13 protein-coding genes are annotated in these 19,416 nt (G+C 61.1%); 8 read left to right on the top strand and 5 right to left on the bottom strand.

Features of this window, described 5'->3' with window-relative positions; genetic code table 11:
* Positions 1 to 22 precede the first annotated feature (22 nt).
* On the bottom strand, positions 23 to 568 hold the full coding sequence (locus M1D74_RS10900; protein WP_458115337.1) for an Rv3235 family protein: 546 nt from the start codon (positions 566 to 568) through the stop codon (positions 23 to 25).
* A gap of 13 nt (positions 569 to 581) precedes the next feature.
* A complete protein-coding gene (locus tag M1D74_RS10895; RefSeq protein WP_458115336.1) occupies positions 582 to 1,346 on the bottom strand; it encodes a LysM peptidoglycan-binding domain-containing protein in 765 nt (254 codons plus the stop codon).
* Between the two features lie 118 nt (positions 1,347 to 1,464).
* On the opposite strand from M1D74_RS10895, the gene M1D74_RS10890 reads away from it, so the two are divergent.
* On the top strand, positions 1,465 to 2,013 hold the full coding sequence (locus M1D74_RS10890; protein ID WP_458115335.1) for a hypothetical protein: 549 nt from the start codon (positions 1,465 to 1,467) through the stop codon (positions 2,011 to 2,013).
* A gap of 59 nt (positions 2,014 to 2,072) precedes the next feature.
* Here M1D74_RS10890 and M1D74_RS10885 read toward each other — a convergent pair whose 3' ends face one another.
* Positions 2,073 to 2,300: a helix-turn-helix domain-containing protein gene (locus tag M1D74_RS10885; RefSeq protein WP_309071072.1), complete on the bottom strand. Its 228-nt coding sequence runs from the start codon at positions 2,298 to 2,300 to the stop codon at positions 2,073 to 2,075.
* Positions 2,301 to 2,513: 213 nt separating this feature from the next.
* Between M1D74_RS10885 and M1D74_RS10880 the strand changes: the two genes are divergently transcribed.
* The 4 genes from M1D74_RS10880 to M1D74_RS10865 are packed head-to-tail and all read left to right on the top strand — an operon-like array spanning position 2,514 to position 10,900.
* Positions 2,514 to 3,170 carry a hypothetical protein gene (locus tag M1D74_RS10880; RefSeq protein ID WP_458115334.1) on the top strand — a complete coding sequence of 219 codons (657 nt, stop codon included), beginning with the start codon at positions 2,514 to 2,516 and terminating at the stop codon, positions 3,168 to 3,170.
* Entirely contained in the window at positions 3,167 to 4,492 is a 1,326-nt protein-coding gene (locus M1D74_RS10875; protein ID WP_458115333.1) for an AAA family ATPase, read from the top strand. The genes M1D74_RS10880 and M1D74_RS10875 overlap by 4 nt, the downstream gene beginning before the upstream one ends.
* A 46-nt stretch (positions 4,493 to 4,538) precedes the next feature.
* Positions 4,539 to 9,380, top strand: a complete 4,842-nt coding sequence (locus M1D74_RS10870) for an NAD-glutamate dehydrogenase (RefSeq protein WP_458115332.1) — start codon at positions 4,539 to 4,541, stop codon at positions 9,378 to 9,380.
* A gap of 11 nt (positions 9,381 to 9,391) precedes the next feature.
* The gene (locus M1D74_RS10865) at positions 9,392 to 10,900 is read left to right on the top strand and encodes a sensor histidine kinase (RefSeq protein ID WP_458115331.1); all 1,509 of its coding nucleotides are present in this window, start codon (positions 9,392 to 9,394) and stop codon (positions 10,898 to 10,900) included.
* A 78-nt stretch (positions 10,901 to 10,978) separates the two neighbouring features.
* Here M1D74_RS10865 and M1D74_RS10860 read toward each other — a convergent pair whose 3' ends face one another.
* The gene (locus M1D74_RS10860; RefSeq protein WP_056549944.1) at positions 10,979 to 11,227 is read right to left on the bottom strand and encodes a WhiB family transcriptional regulator; all 249 of its coding nucleotides are present in this window, start codon (positions 11,225 to 11,227) and stop codon (positions 10,979 to 10,981) included.
* A gap of 238 nt (positions 11,228 to 11,465) precedes the next feature.
* On the opposite strand from M1D74_RS10860, the gene M1D74_RS10855 reads away from it, so the two are divergent.
* Entirely contained in the window at positions 11,466 to 11,897 is a 432-nt protein-coding gene (locus tag M1D74_RS10855; protein ID WP_309071077.1) for a hypothetical protein, read from the top strand.
* Positions 11,898 to 11,938: 41 nt separating this feature from the next.
* On the opposite strand, the gene M1D74_RS10850 is transcribed toward M1D74_RS10855, so the two are convergent.
* Positions 11,939 to 15,802, bottom strand: a complete 3,864-nt coding sequence (locus M1D74_RS10850) for an FtsK/SpoIIIE domain-containing protein (RefSeq protein WP_458115330.1) — start codon at positions 15,800 to 15,802, stop codon at positions 11,939 to 11,941.
* A gap of 172 nt (positions 15,803 to 15,974) precedes the next feature.
* Between M1D74_RS10850 and M1D74_RS10845 the strand changes: the two genes are divergently transcribed.
* Positions 15,975 to 18,035, top strand: coding sequence for an acyltransferase family protein (locus M1D74_RS10845; protein ID WP_458115329.1), 2,061 nt, complete (start codon positions 15,975 to 15,977; stop codon positions 18,033 to 18,035).
* 67 nt (positions 18,036 to 18,102) lie between these two features.
* The gene (locus tag M1D74_RS10840; protein ID WP_458115328.1) at positions 18,103 to 19,392 is read left to right on the top strand and encodes a nucleotide sugar dehydrogenase; all 1,290 of its coding nucleotides are present in this window, start codon (positions 18,103 to 18,105) and stop codon (positions 19,390 to 19,392) included.
* Positions 19,393 to 19,416: the final 24 nt, after the last annotated feature.

Here is a 19,416-nt window from a genome sequence, read left to right as displayed (position 1 = left end):
CCCAACGCAGCGGCGAGGCGCGTCATCCAATCTCGAGTTCCGTGACGCGCCATTGACCGCGCCATCGCTCAATCCTGAGAGCGATTGCCCTGGCCCGCTTCTGCTCTGCCGCCACTACAGAAGCCTCAAAGACACTTGGTGTTATGGCGCATATGCGTACCGCCCGGATGAGGATATTGCGGTGAAGTCGCAGGGGGCGAGCGGCGGCATTCGCTCTAGGAGATGCTCCGTGCAACCCATCTATGCTGCGAACCAGGTTGGAACGCAGCTGAAGACGCTCATAGCTGCGTCCGTCGAGTAGCCGTGCCATTTGCTGTAAGGGCCTTGTGCCGCCGAGAACCTCAAGTGAACCTCGGGCGACTTTACGAGCCAGAGCCTCGAGTTCCAGCGGGATCTCTGGTTCTGCTGTCGGCGCAGGTGCCGGCGGACGTGGGAGCGGAAGTACCGCGGCGTCGACCGTTCCGGTGGACGCAAACGTAGGCGACTGCACGATGGGTCTGGGCGCTCCGCTGGCCTCGGCGAGGGAATCGACACTGTGCGGTAGCGGCATGTGTGAGATGGTGCTCATGTCAGTTCCTCGCTTATTTCGATTCGGAAGGGGCAGCCGAGGGCGCTTTGAGTACTTGGCCGGGCTGAAGTAGTTCGGGGTCCTCGCCGATTACTGATCGGTTCGCCTCATACCACCGGGGCCAAGCTTCCGCCACGCTCGCATCCGACGCATGTGGATCCAGATGTCGGGCGGCAATTGTCCAGAGGGAGTCGCCAGGCTCAACGACTGTCTCCACCTGGGCTGTGGCGCTGGGGGATGAGCGGCCTTCCCTTGATTTCTTCACCAGTAGCCCGCCACCCGGCAGTGGGGTTGTCGGTTGCCAGGACGGCTCAAGCATGTGCCGTGACTCAACCGGTATCCATTGGGGAGTGAGAACCGCATCCTCAAGGACGGTGTTGATCTGCTCGGAGGCAGAGGAGGCAGAGGAGGCAGAGGAGGCAGACGTAAGGCCGGTTGCCGCTTGAGCTGCCGGCAGCACCGCAAGGTTCATGCCCAGGGCGAGGCAGGCCGTCCGTCGCATGAAGACAGGAGCGAGCGCTCCAACCCGGCGGGCGGCGTCAGTGCTGCCTCCTCGGCGAAGGAGTTCCGCGCTGACCGCGAGACAGAAACTTAACGCCCACCAAAGCACCACGAGACCGCCAATACCTGTTACCCCGAGCCCAATCAGCCTGGTGAGTGCCGTACCAGGTGCGGCATCCTGACCGTCGGCAAGAAATCTCCCCAATGAAAGGAGCGTGATTCCAAGAATGAATACGACAGCGGCCAATCCCGAGCCACCCCTGCCTGAGATTCGCACCCCCGCATTTGATGCAGTTTGATGTGATTTGCTGCTTTGCATGGCTACTTGTCTACCCTGAATGTCATTCGATGTCTACCAGTTGACCGAGGGAAGAATGGAACCATAGGGTGAACTAATGCGTTGGACCGCCCTCTTCGAGGATCTTGAGACTCAGCTCGATGCCGCAACGCGTGTTGCGGATGACGCAGAGATCGCGGACAGAGTGCGTCGTGGCCATAGTGAAGTGCCACTGGCCGATCGACTTCGGGGCCAGCTGGGACTCACGCTCAGGGTGAGCACGTTCGGCGGTGAAATCTTCCAGGGCCAATTGACGCACGTGGGCGCGGAATGGTTGGTTTTGCGAGGCCAGACAGCCGAGATTGTTGTACCACTGACGGCCATACGCTTTGTCGACGGCCTGAGCCGAACCGTAGTCGGGGAGAAATCGCAGGTGTTAAGGGCCCTCGGATTGGGATCCGTTCTGCGGACTCTCGCCAGGGATCGCGCTCGGGTAGTCATCCATACGGTCGATGGCGGTCCACGGCTTGAGGGAGTCATCGATCGCGTGGGAAAGGATTTTGCGGAGATTGCTGTGGTACTGCCGGGTGAGGCGCGGCGCGCGGCCACGGTGTCGGCTGTCTATGCGGTCCCGTTCGCTGGCATAGCTGCGGTTTCTTCGCGCTGAGGGCAAAGACGGACGCGGGTGGCCTACACCGAATGCGCGGTCAGCGCTGCAAGGAGGCGCTACACATCCTGCTCGACGTGCAATCCTTCCTTCACGCTGGCGGCAGTCTTTTGGTAGGCGCGGGCGATGTAGTCCTCGAGAACCTGGGTCTCGACCCGCCACTGCCCTCTGCCACCCACCTGAATGGCCGGTAGTTCACCCGAGCGCACCAGCGCGTAGGTCTGCGACGAGGAGATATTGAGCACCTCACCAACATCCGCGAGGGTCATGAATCGTTTCTGTGCCACTAAAGCCGCCTTCCCTTCGTACAAGGCAGGAAACCTTATCTGTACATCTTGCCACCTCGGAGGCGCGGTCGGTGCCGTTATCCACAGTTTGACGTCAATCGTGCAAAGTCGTTTCCGTTTGCCGTGCCCCTGAAAGACAATTGGTTTTTGAAGCGCGTGGTCTCACCGCGCTTCGCCTAAACGGCAGCACCAGGGGAGTAGGGGAAACAACGCGTGAGTCTCACATTCGATAGTCCGGCAAATGCGGATACGCCACTTCGGCTGCGCAAGCCCTCATGGAAGGATCCGCGGTTGCTCGTCGGGCTGCTGCTGGTGTGTGTGTCCATCGCCGGGGTCATAGTCATTGTCGAGAATGCGGATAGGACGGTCGGCGTCTATGCAGCCAGGAAGGACCTTCCCGTCGGTCAGGAACTCACAGAGGATAGCCTGCGGGTCGTGCCGGTGCACCTGGGCGAGGTTGAGGGATCCTATGTGACCGTGAGCGATGGGCTGCCTCACGACGCTGTGGCTCAGCGCATGCTTTCAGCGGGAGAGCTCCTCCCTGCGTCCGGTATCGGATCCGCCGATGCTCTCGACCGGAAGCCGGTGGGCTTGACCATTGAGGAGCCGCTCCCGATAGCCACTGCCATCGGGGATCGCGTCGACGTGTGGATCTCCCCGCGAGGAGAGGGGAACGAGTTTTTGGAGCCGGAGTTGCTGCTTGAAAGCGCCGAGATCTATGACTACTCAGAACAGGATTCCGCGTTGGGCGCTACCCAGTCGGCGCGGGTGTTCGTGCTCGTCGGTGAAGAGAGCCTCCCGGCTCTTCTCGATGCGCTTTCCAATGAAGCCAAGATCGCAGTTCTCGTCAACGCGGGCAGCACAAAGTGACTATCCCCGTAGTGACCGTAGGGCGTTCAGCCAGCGACTGCGTAACAGGCCTTGAACAACTGCGCGGACCGGTCACTGTGGTTCGCCGCTGCGACGAATTCGCCGACATGATCGCAGCTTGCCAGACCGGAGTTGCGCGCGCTGCGATAGTTGCAGTCGACGCCGGCGAGATAACGACGACTCTGGTCGAGCGCCTGCGCGCGGCGGAAGTCGCCATTGTCGCGTTGGCAGACGACGACGACGCTCGGGAACGGATGCGCGCGCTAGGCGTGCGACACACCCGCTCGGCGATAGATCCGGGTGTACTTGCGGAGGAGGTCGCTGCTGCTGTAGCCGACTTGGAACAGCATCGCAGCGGCGTTCCGAGCGTTGCTTTTGCTGACCCGTCGTACGCTCTAGCCCCGATGATTCCGCCCTCTGGTCAAAGTCAGGAACCGGCTGGCGACGGAACCGTGATTGCTGTCTGGGGCCCTACGGGTGCCACTGGCCGCACTACGGTCGCAGTCAATATCGCGGCGGAACTGGCCGCGACGGGCTCTCGGATCCTGTTGATGGACGCAGACACATACGGCGCGAGCGTGGCCGCTTTCCTTGGGCTCCTGGATGAGTCAGCCGGCATCGCTCAAGCCTGCAGGATCGCGGATCAGGGAGTATTGGACCCACCTTCTCTGAAGCGGGTGTGTGCTGAGGTGAACGTAGGAGGAAATTCTCTGTACGTCCTGACAGGCGTCACGCGGGCGGATCGGTGGGCAGAGGTAAGGCCTTCGGCGCTCTCCGCTTTGCTTACTGTTGCGCGTTCTGTCTTTGACACCGTTGTCATTGACTGTGCGTTCGGCATCGAGGCTGATGAGGAGCTGAGCTTTGATACCCTCGCTCCCCGCCGTAACGGGGCAACTCTGCGTTGTCTTGAACTCGCGGACGAGGTGTACGTGGTGGGTTCGGCGGACTCCGTTGGAGTGCCTCGACTGGTTCGAGCTCTTGCGGAACTGGATGAAGCGGTGCCAACCGCAGTGCCGCGAGTCGTCTTCAACAAGGTGAGGGCGGCTTCTGTGGGTCGATCACCTGATCGGCAGTTACGGGAGGCATGGGACAGGTTCGGTCCATCAACTCCGATCTCGGCTTTCCTGCCGGCAGACTTCGACGCCGCCGACGCCGCCCTCCTCAACGGCGAGGCGCTCTGCGAGACGGCCCCCGGCTCACCGCTCCGAAGTGCCATCGCCGGGCTTGTGGATGCACCGGTTGAACAACGGAGACGGCGCCCTGCTGGCTCATCTCACAACGAAATGAAGTTTTTCGGTAACGGCGTTAGGCTCTCACAGTAAGGGGGTCGCGAAGGGGCGGCCTTTCATCTCGTTACGGAGGCGGTTCATGTCGTCTGGATCCAGCACCACGGAACAGTCCAGCTCTGACACTTCACTCACCGAGTTCTTTCAGCACTACTACCAGCACCTCGCGGATGACGACGCCGGCGCCTACTCGCCGGACGCGCTGACGGAACGGGCGCTCGAGCATCGCTCTGTGGCCTCCATCCGGTCGACCGGTGAGGCGCGAGTGGAAGTGTTCGATCAGGATGACGCGAGCATCGTCATGATCGTCACGGACGACATGCCATTCCTCGTCGATTCCGTGACTGCCGAACTCGTACGTCAGCAAGCCGCCATCCGATTGGTCGTCCACCCGACCTTCGTTGCAGTGCGGAACCGCGCATCGTCAGAACTGCTGAAGCTGCGGCGCGTTCCCTCCTCCGCCGGCTCATCCAGCGGAGATACCGCGGCGTTGCCTAATCTGACTGATCTGGTGGCCGAAGGCGACATCAGTGCGCATGTCGAGTCCTGGATTGCGGTGGAGGTGGCCCGAATCGTCGACGAGACCCGGCGGGCTGAACTTATCGAGGGTCTGTACCGGATTCTCTCGGATGTGCGTGCCGCCGTCGAGGACTGGACGGCAATGCGAATCAAGCTCCGTGAGGTATCGGACACGCTGAAAAGCGTCCCAGACAACGCGGGTGTTCCAGGTCTGGATCAGGCACAGGAACTCCTGGCCTGGCTGGACCAGGGCAACTTCACCTTTTTAGGCTTCAAGGAATACGACCTTGAAACCATCGACGGGGAGGACGTTCTTCGTGTCCGCGACGACAGCGGGCTAGGCCTGTTGCGCCACCCGATTGACGGTCGGCCTATCCAGCATCTGACTCAGGCCGGACGCGCAAAGGCTCGGGAAAAGCAGCCGCTCGTCATCACCAAGGCGAACTCAAGGTCGACCGTCCACCGCGCTGCCTACCTCGACTACATCGGGATCAAGCGATTCGATCAGCAGGGGAACGTCTGCGGTGAACGGCGCTTCATTGGACTGTTCGCAACCAGCGCTTACACCGGATCCGTCCGCAATGTGCCGATCATTCGGGACAAGGTGAACGAGGTCCTGCACCGATGCGGATTCCCGTCCGACTCCCACTCAGGCAAGGACTTGCTTTCGATCCTGGAGACCTATCCGCGGGACGAGCTGTTTCAGATAGACGTCGATGATCTGGTCACTACAGCCATGGGCATCCTGCGTCTACAGGAGAGGCGCCGTACCAGGCTGTTCCTACGTCCTGACACGTACGGGCGCTTCATGTCCGCTCTTGTCTACCTTCCGCGGGACCGCTACACAACCAGCGTTCGGCTGCGGATAGAAGACGAGTTGCGTCGTACCTTCAATGCCGAGTCCATCGACTACGAGGCGCGGATGAGTGAGTCAGCCCTCGCGCGACTGTTCTTCCGGATTCGGCTTCCCAAGGGCGCTGAAGTGGCACATGTCGAGTTGGCGGAGTTGGAACAGCGCCTTGTGATGGCTGCTCGTTCCTGGTCCGAGGGAATTGACGAGGTGGCACGGAACCGTCTGAGCCGACAGGAGGCAGAGCAGTTCTCCGGCCTATGGGCGGAAGCCTTTCCAGCGGCTTATCGAGTGGACTATGAAGTCGAAGACGCGCTCGAAGACATCGAGCGCTTCTCTATCTACGACCGCACAGATACACCTGGTCCGATCATGCACGTTTACGTGCCGACGGGAGCGGGTGAGCACCTGGAGGAGGACGCGCGGCTCAAGCTCTACTTGACCGAGCCCAAGAGCCTCAGCCAGATCCTGCCTTTCCTGCATAATCTCGGACTGGAGGTGCTCGACGAGCGTCCCTTCGAGATCGAGCGTTCTGATGGCCGGGATTTCTTCCTCTACGACCTGGGCTTGCGATATCCGGCCGGCATCGATCCGGAAGGCACCGGGGAATTGTTGGAGGGCGCATTCGCTGCTGCCGTCGCCAACGCCAGTGAATCAGACTCGTTCGACCGACTCGTGCTGAAGGAGAACCTTCACTGGCGAAAGGTCGCCATCCTTCGCAGCTATGCCAAGTACATGCGCCAGATGGGCAATATGAACTCGTATGGCTTCATCAGCGATACCCTTTTGGCCAACCCTGAAGTGACACGCAGATTGGTCGGGCTCTTTGAGGCCCGATTTGATCCGGATCTCAGTTCGACGCAGCGAGCAGAGGCCACGGCGCTGGTGCGTCAGGAACTGGATTCCAGTCTTGAGCAAGTCCCGACACTCGATGCAGACCGTGTGCTGCGGACATTCGCCAATGTTATCGAAGCGACCCTTCGCACGAACTACTTCCAGAACAAGCGCCACATCAGTTACAAGCTGAGCACTGCTGCGATCGACGGCGCTCCGCATCCCCGTCCGAAGTTCGAGATTTGGGTGTATTCGCCTCAGATCGAGGGTGTGCACTTGCGCTTTGGAGATATCGCCCGTGGAGGTCTGCGGTGGTCCGATCGTAGGGAAGACTTCCGAACGGAGATACTCGGCCTCGTCAAGGCCCAGACGGTGAAGAACGCCGTGATCGTGCCCACCGGAGCGAAAGGCGGTTTCTACGCCAAGCAATTGCCGGATCCTGCCCAGGACCGGGCCGGCTGGATGGCGGAAGGTCAGGCAAGCTACCGAACATTCATCCGAGCCCTTCTCGATGTCACCGACAATCTGGTGACCACAGAAGAGGGCGAGCAGGTAGTCCCACCCGAAAGGGTGGTTCGGCATGACGGGGATGACAGCTACCTGGTGGTTGCGGCGGACAAGGGCACCGCATCGTTCTCGGACATAGCGAATGAACTTTCAGCGGAATACGGCTTCTGGCTGGGTGATGCCTTCGCCTCCGGCGGCTCCGTCGGGTACGACCACAAGGCAATGGGCATCACTGCCCGCGGCGCCTGGGAGTCGGTGAAGCACCACTTCAGCGAATTCGGCGTCGATACGCAGACCGAGGACTTCACGGTTGCCGGTGTCGGAGACATGAGCGGCGACGTCTTCGGGAACGGCATGTTGCTGTCGGCACACATCCGACTAGTTGCGGCCTTCGACCACCGGCATATCTTCCTCGATCCCAATCCGGACGCATCGGCGTCGTTCGCTGAGCGTAAGCGGCTCTTCGAACTGCCCCGGTCCAGCTGGGCGGATTACAGCCCTGAACTGATCAGCGACGGCGGCGGCGTATATGCGCGTAACGTGAAATCCGTTCCTATCAGCGAGCAGGTGCGGGCGGCGCTTGGTCTGGACGAGTCCGTCATTGCGTTGAGTCCTCCGGAGCTTCTGCGAGCAATCCTCACTGCCCCGGTCGACCTCCTCTACAACGGTGGAATCGGTACCTACGTCAAGGCTTCAACCGAGACCCACAGCGATGTCGGAGACAAGGCAAACGACGCGATCAGGGTCGACGGTAACCAGTTGCGGGCACGGGTCGTCGGTGAAGGCGGAAACCTCGGGATGACGCAGCGCGGACGGATCGAGGCGGCACTCAGTGGAGTGATCCTCAATACGGACGCGATCGATAATTCAGCGGGCGTTGACTGTTCCGATCATGAGGTCAACATCAAGATCTTCGTTGACCGGATGGTGCGTATCGGCCGCCTCCGGGCGGACGAGCGTGCTCAGTTCCTCCACTCAATGACTGATGAAGTAGCCGAGCTCGTTCTGCAGGACAACATTGACCAGAACGTGCTGCTGCTCAATGACCGGCAGCGGGTTCTCGAGTGGAGCCCCACGTTCGAACGGCTGATGGACTGGCTGGAGTCGCACGCGGACTTGAATCGCGAACTGGAAGCACTGCCGACCACGAAAGAGCTGAGGGCGCGAGTCGAGCGGGGGCAGGGGCTTACTTCGCCCGAGCTGTCCGTTCTGGCTGCTTACGCCAAGATCGAACTCACCAAGGCGCTGACCAAGAGCGACCTTGCAGACGATCCGTGGTTCAAGGACACGCTTCGTCGTTACTTCCCGCAGCAACTGGTTGAACGCTTCGACGAAGAGCTCGACAGCCATCCGCTGCGCCGCGAGATCATCTCCACGGTCATCGCAAACGACATGGTCAACCTGGGAGGCATCACCTTCGTTTTCCGGGTCATGGAGGAAACCTCGGTCAGCGAGCCTGTAGTGGCGCGTGCATTTGTGGCGCTGCGTGAGATTTACGAGCTTGACCGGGTCGTCGGCGAACTCGCCGAACTGCCTCCCAGTTTCCCGGTTGAACACCGGACAGCGGTGCACCTTGATGTTCGACGGCTGTTGGACCGGGCGGTTCGGTGGTTCGTCAACCATGTAGGACGCGGCACAACTGTGCAGGAAGATATCGCAGCCTTCAAGCCGCTGATCGATCCGCTGCGCACCCGACTAGTCAGCTACGTCCGCGGGGGAGACCTGGAGCGGGTTCGCAGCTGGTACCGGCGCGCCGAGGAGTGGGGACTGCCTGACTCGATCGCACATTACTGGGCAGAGCAGTTCGAGTCGTTCGCTCTGCTTGACATCGCACTCATTTCCCGTCGTGTCGATGAACCGGTGGAGCGCATCGCAGAGGTCTACTATGCGATCTACGACCGCTTCAATGTGGACGATCTGCTCGAACGCATCACTTCGCTGCCGAGGGAAGACAGATGGCAGGCGCTGGCTCGCGCGGCCCTGCGGGATGACCTCTACTCCACGGTGTCCGAGATGACTGTCTCCGTCATGAACAGTTCGGCACAGATGGCATCGTCGGACGCCTCGAGCAGGCTTCAGGAGTGGGAGCAGCTCAACGCAGAACACTTGGAACGGGCGAAAAAGATGTTCGCTGAGGTGAATCAGCTTGAGCGCGATGATATGGCGTCGCTCTCCGTTGCATTACGCTTGCTGCGTTCAATCGTGCGGCAGTAAGGAATAAGTCGATGGCAATCTTCACGGATCCAATCCGGGAACATACAGGGTTTGCTCCGGGAGATGCTGAGTGGCTGCACCTGCTGGTGGGGGACTGGCAAATGGTCGCGGACCTCGCGTTCGCCGACCTCGCACTCTGGTTCCCTCTGCACGACGGCGGATACGTTGCTCTTGCACACGTCCGCCCCTCGACGTCCCATACTGTCTTTCACAGCGACTTTGTGGGGGAGCGCATACGGGCTGACCTTCAACCGCTGGTAGACAAGGCTTGGGAGAGCCAGCAGATCGAACGTTCCGGGGAAACCAACTGGACCACCGAGATGGCCATGCGCGTTGAGGCTGTGCCGATGGTGCGAAATGGGCGGACGCTGGCCGTCGTCACCTCGCACATGGATCTCTCCAGCTCGCGTATGCCCTCGAGGTTGGAATTGACCTATCGTCAGTGTGCGTACGACCTCCTACGGATGGGCACGCTCGGACTTTGGCCCGACTTCGCCACTCCGACGGGATCAAGGCGCGGTGCGCCGCGGGTCGGTGACGGTCTGATCCGGCTCGATGTTGACGGTGTCGTGCAGTACGCAAGCCCTAACGGCGTGTCGGCGTTCCGAAGGCTCGGCGACGTCGAGACGCTGGAGGGCCGTCCGCTCGCGGAGATCGTCACCTCCCTGCTGAAGGACCGCAGGATGGTAGACGAGACGCTTCCGCTCGTGCTCACGGGCAAAATGCCTTGGCGGACGGAGATTGAGTCGCGCGGAGTAAGTCTCTCTTTGCGCGCCATTCCGCTGCGTGACGATAAGGAACGCTTCGGAGCTCTAGTGCTCTGCCGGGACGTCTCCGAGCTTCGGCGCAGAGAAATGGAGCTGGTGTCCAAAGACGCCACCATCCGGGAAATACACCACCGGGTGAAGAACAACCTGCAGACCGTCGCCGCTCTGTTGAGGATGCAGTCCCGGCGCATGGTGAGCGATGAAGCGAAGCAAGGCCTTGAGCAGGCTATGCGCAGGGTGGCCACGATTGCGCTGGTGCATGAAACCCTCTCCCAGGGCCTGTCCCAGAGCGTTGACTTTGATGAACTCATTGCCAGGCAGTTCCGTCTGTCGGCAGAGGTCGCGTCCCCTAACCAGGCCGTGCGGACCGAGAGGTCAGGTGAGTTCGGGGAGCTCCCCAGCGACTTCGCCACCCCGCTGGCACTGGTGATCAACGAGCTGGTGACGAATGCCGTTGAGCACGGTCTGGCCGACAAACCGGGGACGGTGTGGCTAAGGGCGAACCGGAGCGTGAGCGACGAGGGTGAAGTGCTTACGGTTTCCATCATGGACGACGGGGCGGGACTGCCCTCCGAAGGGTATAGCGAAGGCTTGGGCCTGCAGATCGTGCGTACGCTGGTGATGAGCGAGCTTGGGGGAACGATCGAGTGGGCATCACGCGAGGGCGGCGGAACCGTCGTGACAATCGAAATGGGTATCCCCGGAGCCGGTCGCAAGACGGGCGCAATCGGCGCTCCGCCGACCCGGAGCTGATCCTCGCAGGGCAAGGCCGCAAACGCGCTGAAGGGAGGGCATCAGGCGATGCCCTCCCTTCAGCATGTACAAGGTTTGCTAGGAAGCGCGGCGGGCCCGGGCTGCGCGGCGCTTGAGCGCGCGGCGCTCGTCTTCGCTCAGGCCGCCCCAAACTCCGGCGTCCTGGCCGGACTCGATGGCCCACTGCAGGCAGGTGTCTATCACCTGGCAGCGGCGGCAGACGCTCTTCGCTTCCTCAATCTGAAGCAGGGCGGGCCCTGTATTGCCGACCGGGAAGAACAGCTCCGGGTCTTTGTCTAGGCAGGCAGCGCGGCTACGCCAGTCCATGCTGATCACTTTCTCCTTACGACTCGCGAGCTTTGTGAAAACATTCACGAGGGGTGTCATAGTAAAGGGGGCCACTACGGCCCCCGCATTTTCCTTCATAAAGGCTGTCACGTTACGCGGGCGCAAACAAGGGGTAACGAACAGGTAATCGCCTCAAACGGTGAGGGATGCGTCACACAGTTGACATCGACGCAAAGCGGTCGTAGATGTCATTGACTATGTCCGGTAGTGTGCCACTGTGTCAAGACCCGTACCCCTGTCCCAGCCTGACGGAAGCACGCGGCCTGTTGGGGTGAAGCTCATTGCCTTAATTCTCCTGTGTGAGGCAGCAGGGCTGCTCGCAATTGCCGGGTGGTTTGCCCTCGGTCTTCTGACCAGCACGCCTGCGTCCCTCGGTGGTGCAGTGTTCATGCTGGTCCTTCTGCTTGTCTTCGCCGTGTGGCTCCTCGTCGTCGGTCACTTCTTCTTTCGGGGATATCGCTGGACCCGTTCAGCGGCGCTGGTGTTCCAGTTTTTCGTCATAGTTGTAGCGATTCCCACGCTGACAAGTGGCGTGATTTGGGTCGGCCTCCTGCTTCTCATCCCTGCAGCAGTGGTGACGCATCAACTCTTCACGCGTCCCGTCATGACGTACACGCGCAGGTCCGGCGACGGTATACCGATGCTCTAGGGCTCTCGTTGACAGGTGTTCCATCTAGTCAGGAGCCCGTTTCAGGTGCAGAGCGCGATCTGAATCTCCGTCGACCCACGTGAGTTGACCAAAATGCCGCGACCGGGTGGAGCCTTGCCGTCTACGTCAACACGGAGGCCGAATATTTCTCCGTCCGTTTGCGCCCGAGGGCCGAGAATAACGCCTAAAGGGTTGACGCGCAGGCGGGCCAGTGCAGGGCTCGTGCCCAGCGCAGGTGAGGGTGAACCGGCGAATACTGCCCTGGCGCCGGTTGACACCATAGCGGCGAGAGTCTGGTGTGTTTCTCGGGACAGCTGGTCGGCGTCGTCGATTAGCAGCAGATCCTCTGGGCCGGCTACTTTCGAAGCACGCTGCCAATAGGCTTCCGGGTCTTCTCCTGCTGCTGGTCGTGAACATCGAACCGACCGCGGGGCCGTCTGCGCGATGAGATCAAGGGCCTGCGATTTGCCTGTTCCTGCAGCTCCCACAAGCAGAGCGACAGCACGCTGCGGCAGATCGATGTGAACCGTTGCCAAGTCGTCTCCACCTACGCCAATCGGAACATGTACCACCCGTGGACGCGCGGTTGCTGAAGATCGGAGGGACGCGCTGCTGACGGAGCTGGGCAGCGTTGACACTTTGAACGGGGGGCGGGTTGGAGACGTTGACGGCCCCACCGCAGAGGCGGTGAGCAGTTGGGCCACCGAGCCGATGTCTGTACTGAGTCTCCCCTGCACGAAAGCGCGACCGGGGACAGCATCCATCGGCGGTAGCTTCGGCCAGCTGAGCAACGATTCCGGGCTGGCATCGAGGGGCAGGTAAAGCCGGTTGGGCAGCAGCGTGAAGAACCTGCTGGCGATGAGTTCGCGTTCACCCGCGATGATGAGGGCGATTCCGCACGCTTCACCGTCTCGGGCGATGTCTTGTAAAGCGTCTTCCGCCCAGGCGAAGCGTCCCGACCGAAAGGCCGCGGCCCACCGGCCCCACCCGGTGACAACCACTGTGATCGACGATTCTTCAACCGAAGTCCCGACTTCCCCAAGTCGGTCAGCGACAAGTTCGGCGATCCGCTGAAGCACCCGGGCTGCTCGCTTAACTTCGGAGGGGGTCACGTAGGCACCGACCTGAGGAGCGTGCCTGAAGGATCGCAGCGCTGAGGTGGCATCGAGCAGGTAGAGGTGCCGGTCGGGGAGCGCGCGAAGGTGCTCTGCGGTCACGGCGGGAACCACAACCTCAAGTCCTCCGCTGCCCTGACCCAGGAAAGCAAGATGGGCGTGGCGGGCGGGATTCCACGCCAGAGACCGTTGTTCTTGTTTCTCCGGGATATCAAGGAGCCCCAACTGAAGGACATCGGGCGGGAGTGTCCGCGGTAGCACGACCATCGCGGGCAAAGGTGGGAGCACCGGTTGGCATAGCGCCGGAAGCGGTAAGCTTCGGGCCACGTCGACTGCAGTCCGCACGATGACCTGAAGACCGTCCTTTCCGGCGAGGGTTTTCGGCACTGCGACGGGGTTGCCTGTTACAACCGACGGGCCTGCCGACATCGCCGCGGTGAAGGTGAGGATCGACGCCGACTGCCACGAAGGGTCTGCATCCGTCGTCGCTGTCTGAAACTCGACTGGCGGTGCCGACGCTACGCGCAGGTACCCGCGTCCGGGTGAACCAATCGGGAGGGAACTGGCGACCGGCGAGTCGAGGACGTCCTGCGATTCCATCGCAGACTGCATTCTCAGGGCAACGCTTGCCGTAATGTTGGCGCGGATTTCGGACGTGATTGCGCCCTGCGGACGTTGTGTTGCAAGCAACAGGTGCATTCCGAGGGATCGGCCGAGAACGGCGATCCGCATGAGCTCATGAACGGAACCCGGAACCTCCTCGCTCAGAATTCGGAACTCGTCAATCACTATGACGAGGCGCGGTAACTGTTCCGCTGATTTCCCGCGATGCTCGCGGAAGTTCGATGCTCCAGTCTCCGCGAAGGCACGTTCCCTGCGCTTGACCTCGGCGGTGAGCGAGACGAGAGCGCGCGAAACGTCGGCGGGGGACAGATCGGTAAGAATGCCGGTCACGTGGGGGAGTGAAGCGAGGGCGCCGAGCCCGGAACCTCCCTTGAAATCTATGAAGAGAAAGTTCAGGTTGGCGGGCGAATACTTCATCGCAAGACCCAGGACCATCGTCCTGAGGAATTCGGATTTTCCGGAGCCGGTTGTGCCCGCTACGAGCAGGTGAGGGCCATCAGCTACGAGGTCGAGGTTGACGGGCGCGGAAGCCGACGAACCGACTGGCGTGCCCAGATGCATGCCGTCCCAAGGCTCGCACCACCTCGCCACGACGCTCGCATCGTCGGTCGTGATCAGATCTTTCAGCGTTACCGCGGCAGGGATTGACCCGTCCGCTGGGCTCACAGTAGTCCGACCGCCACGGGCGGCGACCGCGCGAGCCAATCCCTCGAACGTCTCACCACGCATGTAATCAGGTTGGAAGGTGAGCGATCCAGCCGGGCTGGAAAGCGTCGGCTCGGCAGAGAAGTAATCCGCGGTCCACGGCCCATTTTTAGATCCCGTGGATGACACGAAATGCAAGATCCGCAGCCCGGGCGTTGACACCACAGGGTCTGCGTCAAGCAACACAAGGGAGGAGTATCGGCCGGTTGCGAGGAGTTCGATGAGACGATCAGGATGTGCAACGAGCGTGACGCCCGGCAGAAAGCGAGCCGCCGCCGGTAGCTGTGAAATTGACCCGAAGCACAATATCTCTTCCGCCTCTCTGATTGTGGCGAGTTGGAGGAGTAGGAGATGGGCAACGCGGAGGACTGTCTCGCCCGGGCCTCGAACGAGCAGGTGCAGTGGCTTTCCACCATTGGGTTCCGTTAGGGGCAGAAGCACAGGCATTCCCTTGAGGCACGGCGGTACCCAGCCTGGGGCCTTCGACCCGAGCGCGATATTTGCGGGCTGATCAGCAGTTCCCAACCGCAAGTACAAGCCTGCGGAGGATGAGTGGGAGGGCTGAATCGAGGGGTGTACGAGCGGCTGCAAAGCAGCGGCTGCCAGCAACCCGACGTCGGGTGCCGCGCACCGTCGTCGTGCGCTGTCCGCAGCTACAGCGGCAGCGACAGCTGCCCCGAACGCACGCGTCTTCCTGCGCCCGTTGACCAGTGGGACCAAGCCGGTGACAGCGGATAGTGCGCTGAACGCGAGGAAAAACCACATACCGGTGGCGACTGCCAAACCTATCCCGAGCACAAGCGGCAGCAGGGATGTGAGGATCAGCAGGCGCTGGCCCTCAGGAGGCGGAGGAGCGCTCACCTCGCACGGTTCGCTGACGTCCACTGCCGAAGTTGGCTCGGTAGGTGCATCGTTGAGGATGAGAGCGCATCGGCTCCGGCCCATGACAATGTCGGAATCCGTGGACACCACGGTCTCCGCAACCTGTTCTCCGTTCACCCAGACACCGTTCGCGGATCGCCGGTCGCGCAGCGTGAGGGAGTTGTTGGTGACGGACAGGACGGCATGGACTCGGGAGAGTTCGGGATCCTGGATGGTGATATCCGCAGAGCCGCGCCCGATGGTGTATGTCCCGCGGGATAATGAGACAACCTTGCCGGCGTCGGGACCGGAGCGCACAAGGAAGAAGAGATTTCCTGGACGGGATGAACTCCCCGCTTGAAGTGGACCAGTCGTGGCCACGATGACTGCCCCTGAGGTGAACGGCGGGACGCCGGGCTGAAGTACGCTGAGCGGCTTCTCGCCGACAAAAAAATACTCGACGCCGGCCCGCTCGCTGAACTGTTGGTGCAACTGTTCACCGGTGGCCAGGTGCACCCTCGTGATGACGAGTTCCTCTGTGGCTGCACCTCCAGGCAGGCTTGCACCGGGCCCTGCCGCCAGCGTCACATGCAGATCCATGATCAGAGCCTATGGGCGCCGAAGGAGTCGTGTCTCGGGTCACCGGTTCCTGTGGATAAACCCTTACTACCCGCGATGACCCACGTCAAGGCGCCTCCCGGTGCAGGGTAAAGTTTGTCGTCGGGCCTCGTGAAGAAGGCCCTCCGACTAGGATTCCCTGGAGACACACTTGGTGGCAGGTTTGGCAGCGATTGACAGAGAGCGGCCGTCGGGCGCAGCCGGAAAGGACGCGTCATATCGGCCCGAAATTCAGGGGCTTCGGGCGTTCGCTGTACTCTTGGTGGTCGTCTATCACATCTGGTTCGATCGCGTATCCGGCGGTGTTGACGTATTCCTGCTGATTTCGTCCTTCCTCCTCACCCTGTCGTTCCTACGCAAGGGCGAAAGTGGTCGCAGCTTCGAGCTGGGACGTTACTGGTCACAAGTGTTCAACAGACTCCTTCCGGCCGCCGCGACCGTGATGCTTGGCACATTGGCTGCCACGCTGTTGTTCGTTCCGCAATCCCGCTGGAGCGAAATCTTGGACCAAACGTGGGCCTCCCTGTTCTACGTCCAGAACTGGCTGTTGGCAGAGCGGTCAGTTGATTACTACGCACCGGACGACAGCCTTGCGAGCCCCCTCCAGCACTTCTGGTCCTTGTCTATCCAAGGACAGATCTTCATGCTTTGGCCGCTCCTCTTCTCGTTGTGCGCACTGCTCGCAAAACTCGGACGATTTCGATTCCGGCTCATCGTCGTCATTGTCTTCGGTGCCGTCTTTTGCGCTTCGCTCGCCTATTCGGTAGCGGAAACCTATACCAACCAGTCCTACGCTTATTTCGACACTCGGGCACGCCTCTGGGAGTTCGCGCTTGGAACTTTGCTTGCAGCCGCGCTTCCGTACATTTCACTGCCGCGTTCACTTCGCCTAGTGATTGGCTGGCTCGCGCTGTTGGCCATGGTCACCGGAGGATTCATACTCAACGTTGAGCGTGAATTCCCCGGTTACATCGCACTCTGGCCCCTTCTCGCCGGCGGCGCCATCATGGTGGCGGGTCCTACCGGCAGCCGGTTTGGAGCGGACAGGTTCCTGAGTTGGAAACCGCTGGTTCGCATTGGCGACTATTCCTATGCCCTCTACCTGTGGCACTGGCCGATCATGGTGATATACCTCATCTTCCGTTCCCGCTCCGAGGTAGGACCACTTTCCGGTGCAGCGATCATCGGTGTTTCTCTCTTCCTCGCTTACCTGACGACGCGCTTCGTGGAGGAACCTATCCGGGGGAGGAAACGTGTAAGCCGGCGATACGCAGCAGCGGCGATCGTGGTTTCATGCCTGACGGTGGCGCTGCCGCTAACGGCCTGGCAGGGCGCCCTCAAGATACAGGCTGACCGGCTTAGCGCCCAGACTATCGCCGACAACCCCGGTGCGCGGGTGCTGGCGGGACTGGTTGAACCGGTCGGAGAGTATCAGGCCGCGATCATTCCAGCAGCCAGTGACATTCAGGGTGAGTGGGCGTCGCTGTCTGACTTGTGCATGGGCAGCGACCTCGCTCCCGAGGAGGATCGCCTGGCCGAGCACTGCAGCCATAACGGCATCGATCCTTCCGCGAGCGAGCGCACGCTTGTGGTGGTTGGCGATTCGCACGCCGAACAGTGGCTCGGGGTGATGCGTCCCTTGGCCGAGCAAAACGGGTGGACGCTGGTCGCGCTGCTCGACGGCGGCTGCGACTTCGGTGTACCCGCTGAGAGTCGAGGAGCCGACTGCAGGGACTTCAATGAAGCAGCACTTACTTACATCAGCAGACTCAGCCCGGACGCCGTCTTTGCCGTGGCTACCGAAGCGCATCCTGACACGGCACAGGATACGGTTGTTCCCGGTTTCCCTGCTGCCTCCAAGATGCTTCTTGCGCAGGACATTGAAGTTATCGGCATCCGAGACAACCCGAGATACTCGTTCAACATGACCAGCTGTCTGAATCAGTCCAAGGGGGACGTGACCCGGTGCAGCCGGGACCGCAACGTGACCCTGAATGACAAACCCCCGTTCGGGGAGATCCTGAACGTCGCGCCAGGCACCCTTCTCCTCGACGCGACTGACTTGATTTGTTCAGATTCCGCGTGCGAACCGGTTGTTGGAAACACCTATGTCTATATCGATGACAATCACCTCACGGAGACTTACGTGGAGTCCATGTACCCGGCGTTCCTCGAGATGTTCAAGGAAGTGACCGGATGGGCGGATCTCCGGTAGGAACGATAGTCTTGGTCACTGAATTGTCGGGTCGAACCAACGCCCTAGAGAAAAAGGTCATTTCGTCTTGAAAATTGCTGTCATTGCCCTCGGGAAGATCGGCCTGCCACTCGCGGTCCAGTTCGCGTCAAAGGGGCACGAAGTGGTGGGCGTCGACGTCAACGCACAGGTCGTCGAGTCCATCAATAACGCCGTGGAGCCCTTCCCCGGTGAAGCGCACCTTCAGGAGAAGCTCTCCGAACTCGTGCCTGCAGGCAAACTTCGAGCAACAACCGATTACGCGCAGGCCGTCCCCAATGCAGACGCTGTAGTCCTCGTGGTGCCCTTGTTCGTGGACTCAGATGCCAAACCGGATTTTGGTTGGATGGACGGTGCAACCGCCGAACTCGCCAAACACCTGACGCCGGGCACGCTTGTTTCCTACGAGACGACGCTCCCGGTCGGGACCACCCGGAACCGCTGGAAGCCCATGCTTGAGGAAGGCTCCGGTCTTGTCGAGGGCCAGGACTTCCACCTGGTGTTCTCCCCTGAGCGCGTATTGACAGGACGCGTCTTTGAGGATCTGCGCAAGTATCCCAAGCTCGTGGGCGGCCTTTCCGATGACGGAGCCAAGGTAGCGATCGAGTTCTACGAGTCCGTGCTTGATTTCGACGAGCGCCCTGACCTGGTTCGCGGCAACGGAGTGTGGGATCTTGGCTCAGCCGAAGCATCGGAACTGGCTAAGCTCACTGAAACAACCTACCGCGACGTGAACATCGGTTTGGCGAACCAGTTCGCCCGGTTCGCCGCGACAGCGGGTATCGACATTTATAAGGTCATCGAAGCGTCGAACTCCCAGCCCTATAGCCACATCCACCAGCCAGGAATCGCCGTCGGCGGTCACTGCATTCCCGTCTATCCCCGCCTTTACCTCTGGAATGATCCTTCCGCAACGGTCGTTCGGGCCGCCCGCGAGGCTAACGCGGCGATGCCCGAATATACCGTCGGACTGCTGGAGGGCGCCCATGGCACCCTTGACGGCGCCACCGTCGTCGTTCTCGGTGCTGCGTACCGGGGGGAAGTCAAGGAGACCGCCTTCTCGGGCGTTTTTGCGACGGTTGAAGCGCTCAAGCAGCGAGGCGCGAAAGTCCTTGTGCACGACCCGCTGTATACCGACGATGAGCTGGCAGCGCTGGGCTTCGATGCCTACCATGTTGGCGAACCCGTCGATGCGGCAGTGGTGCAGGCGAACCACGCGGAGTACGCGGCGTTGTCGCCGGCCGATCTCCCAGGAGTGAAGACGTTCATTGATGGTCGGCGGGTAAGCACCGCTGATCAGTGGGCCGGAGTCACCTATAGGGTCATCGGTAAAGCCTGATTCGCGCAACGAAAGGGAATTCCC

It is taken from the genome of Arthrobacter sp. D2-10 (assembly GCF_054161285.1).
This window is presented reverse-complemented; position numbering and strand designations above follow the sequence as displayed.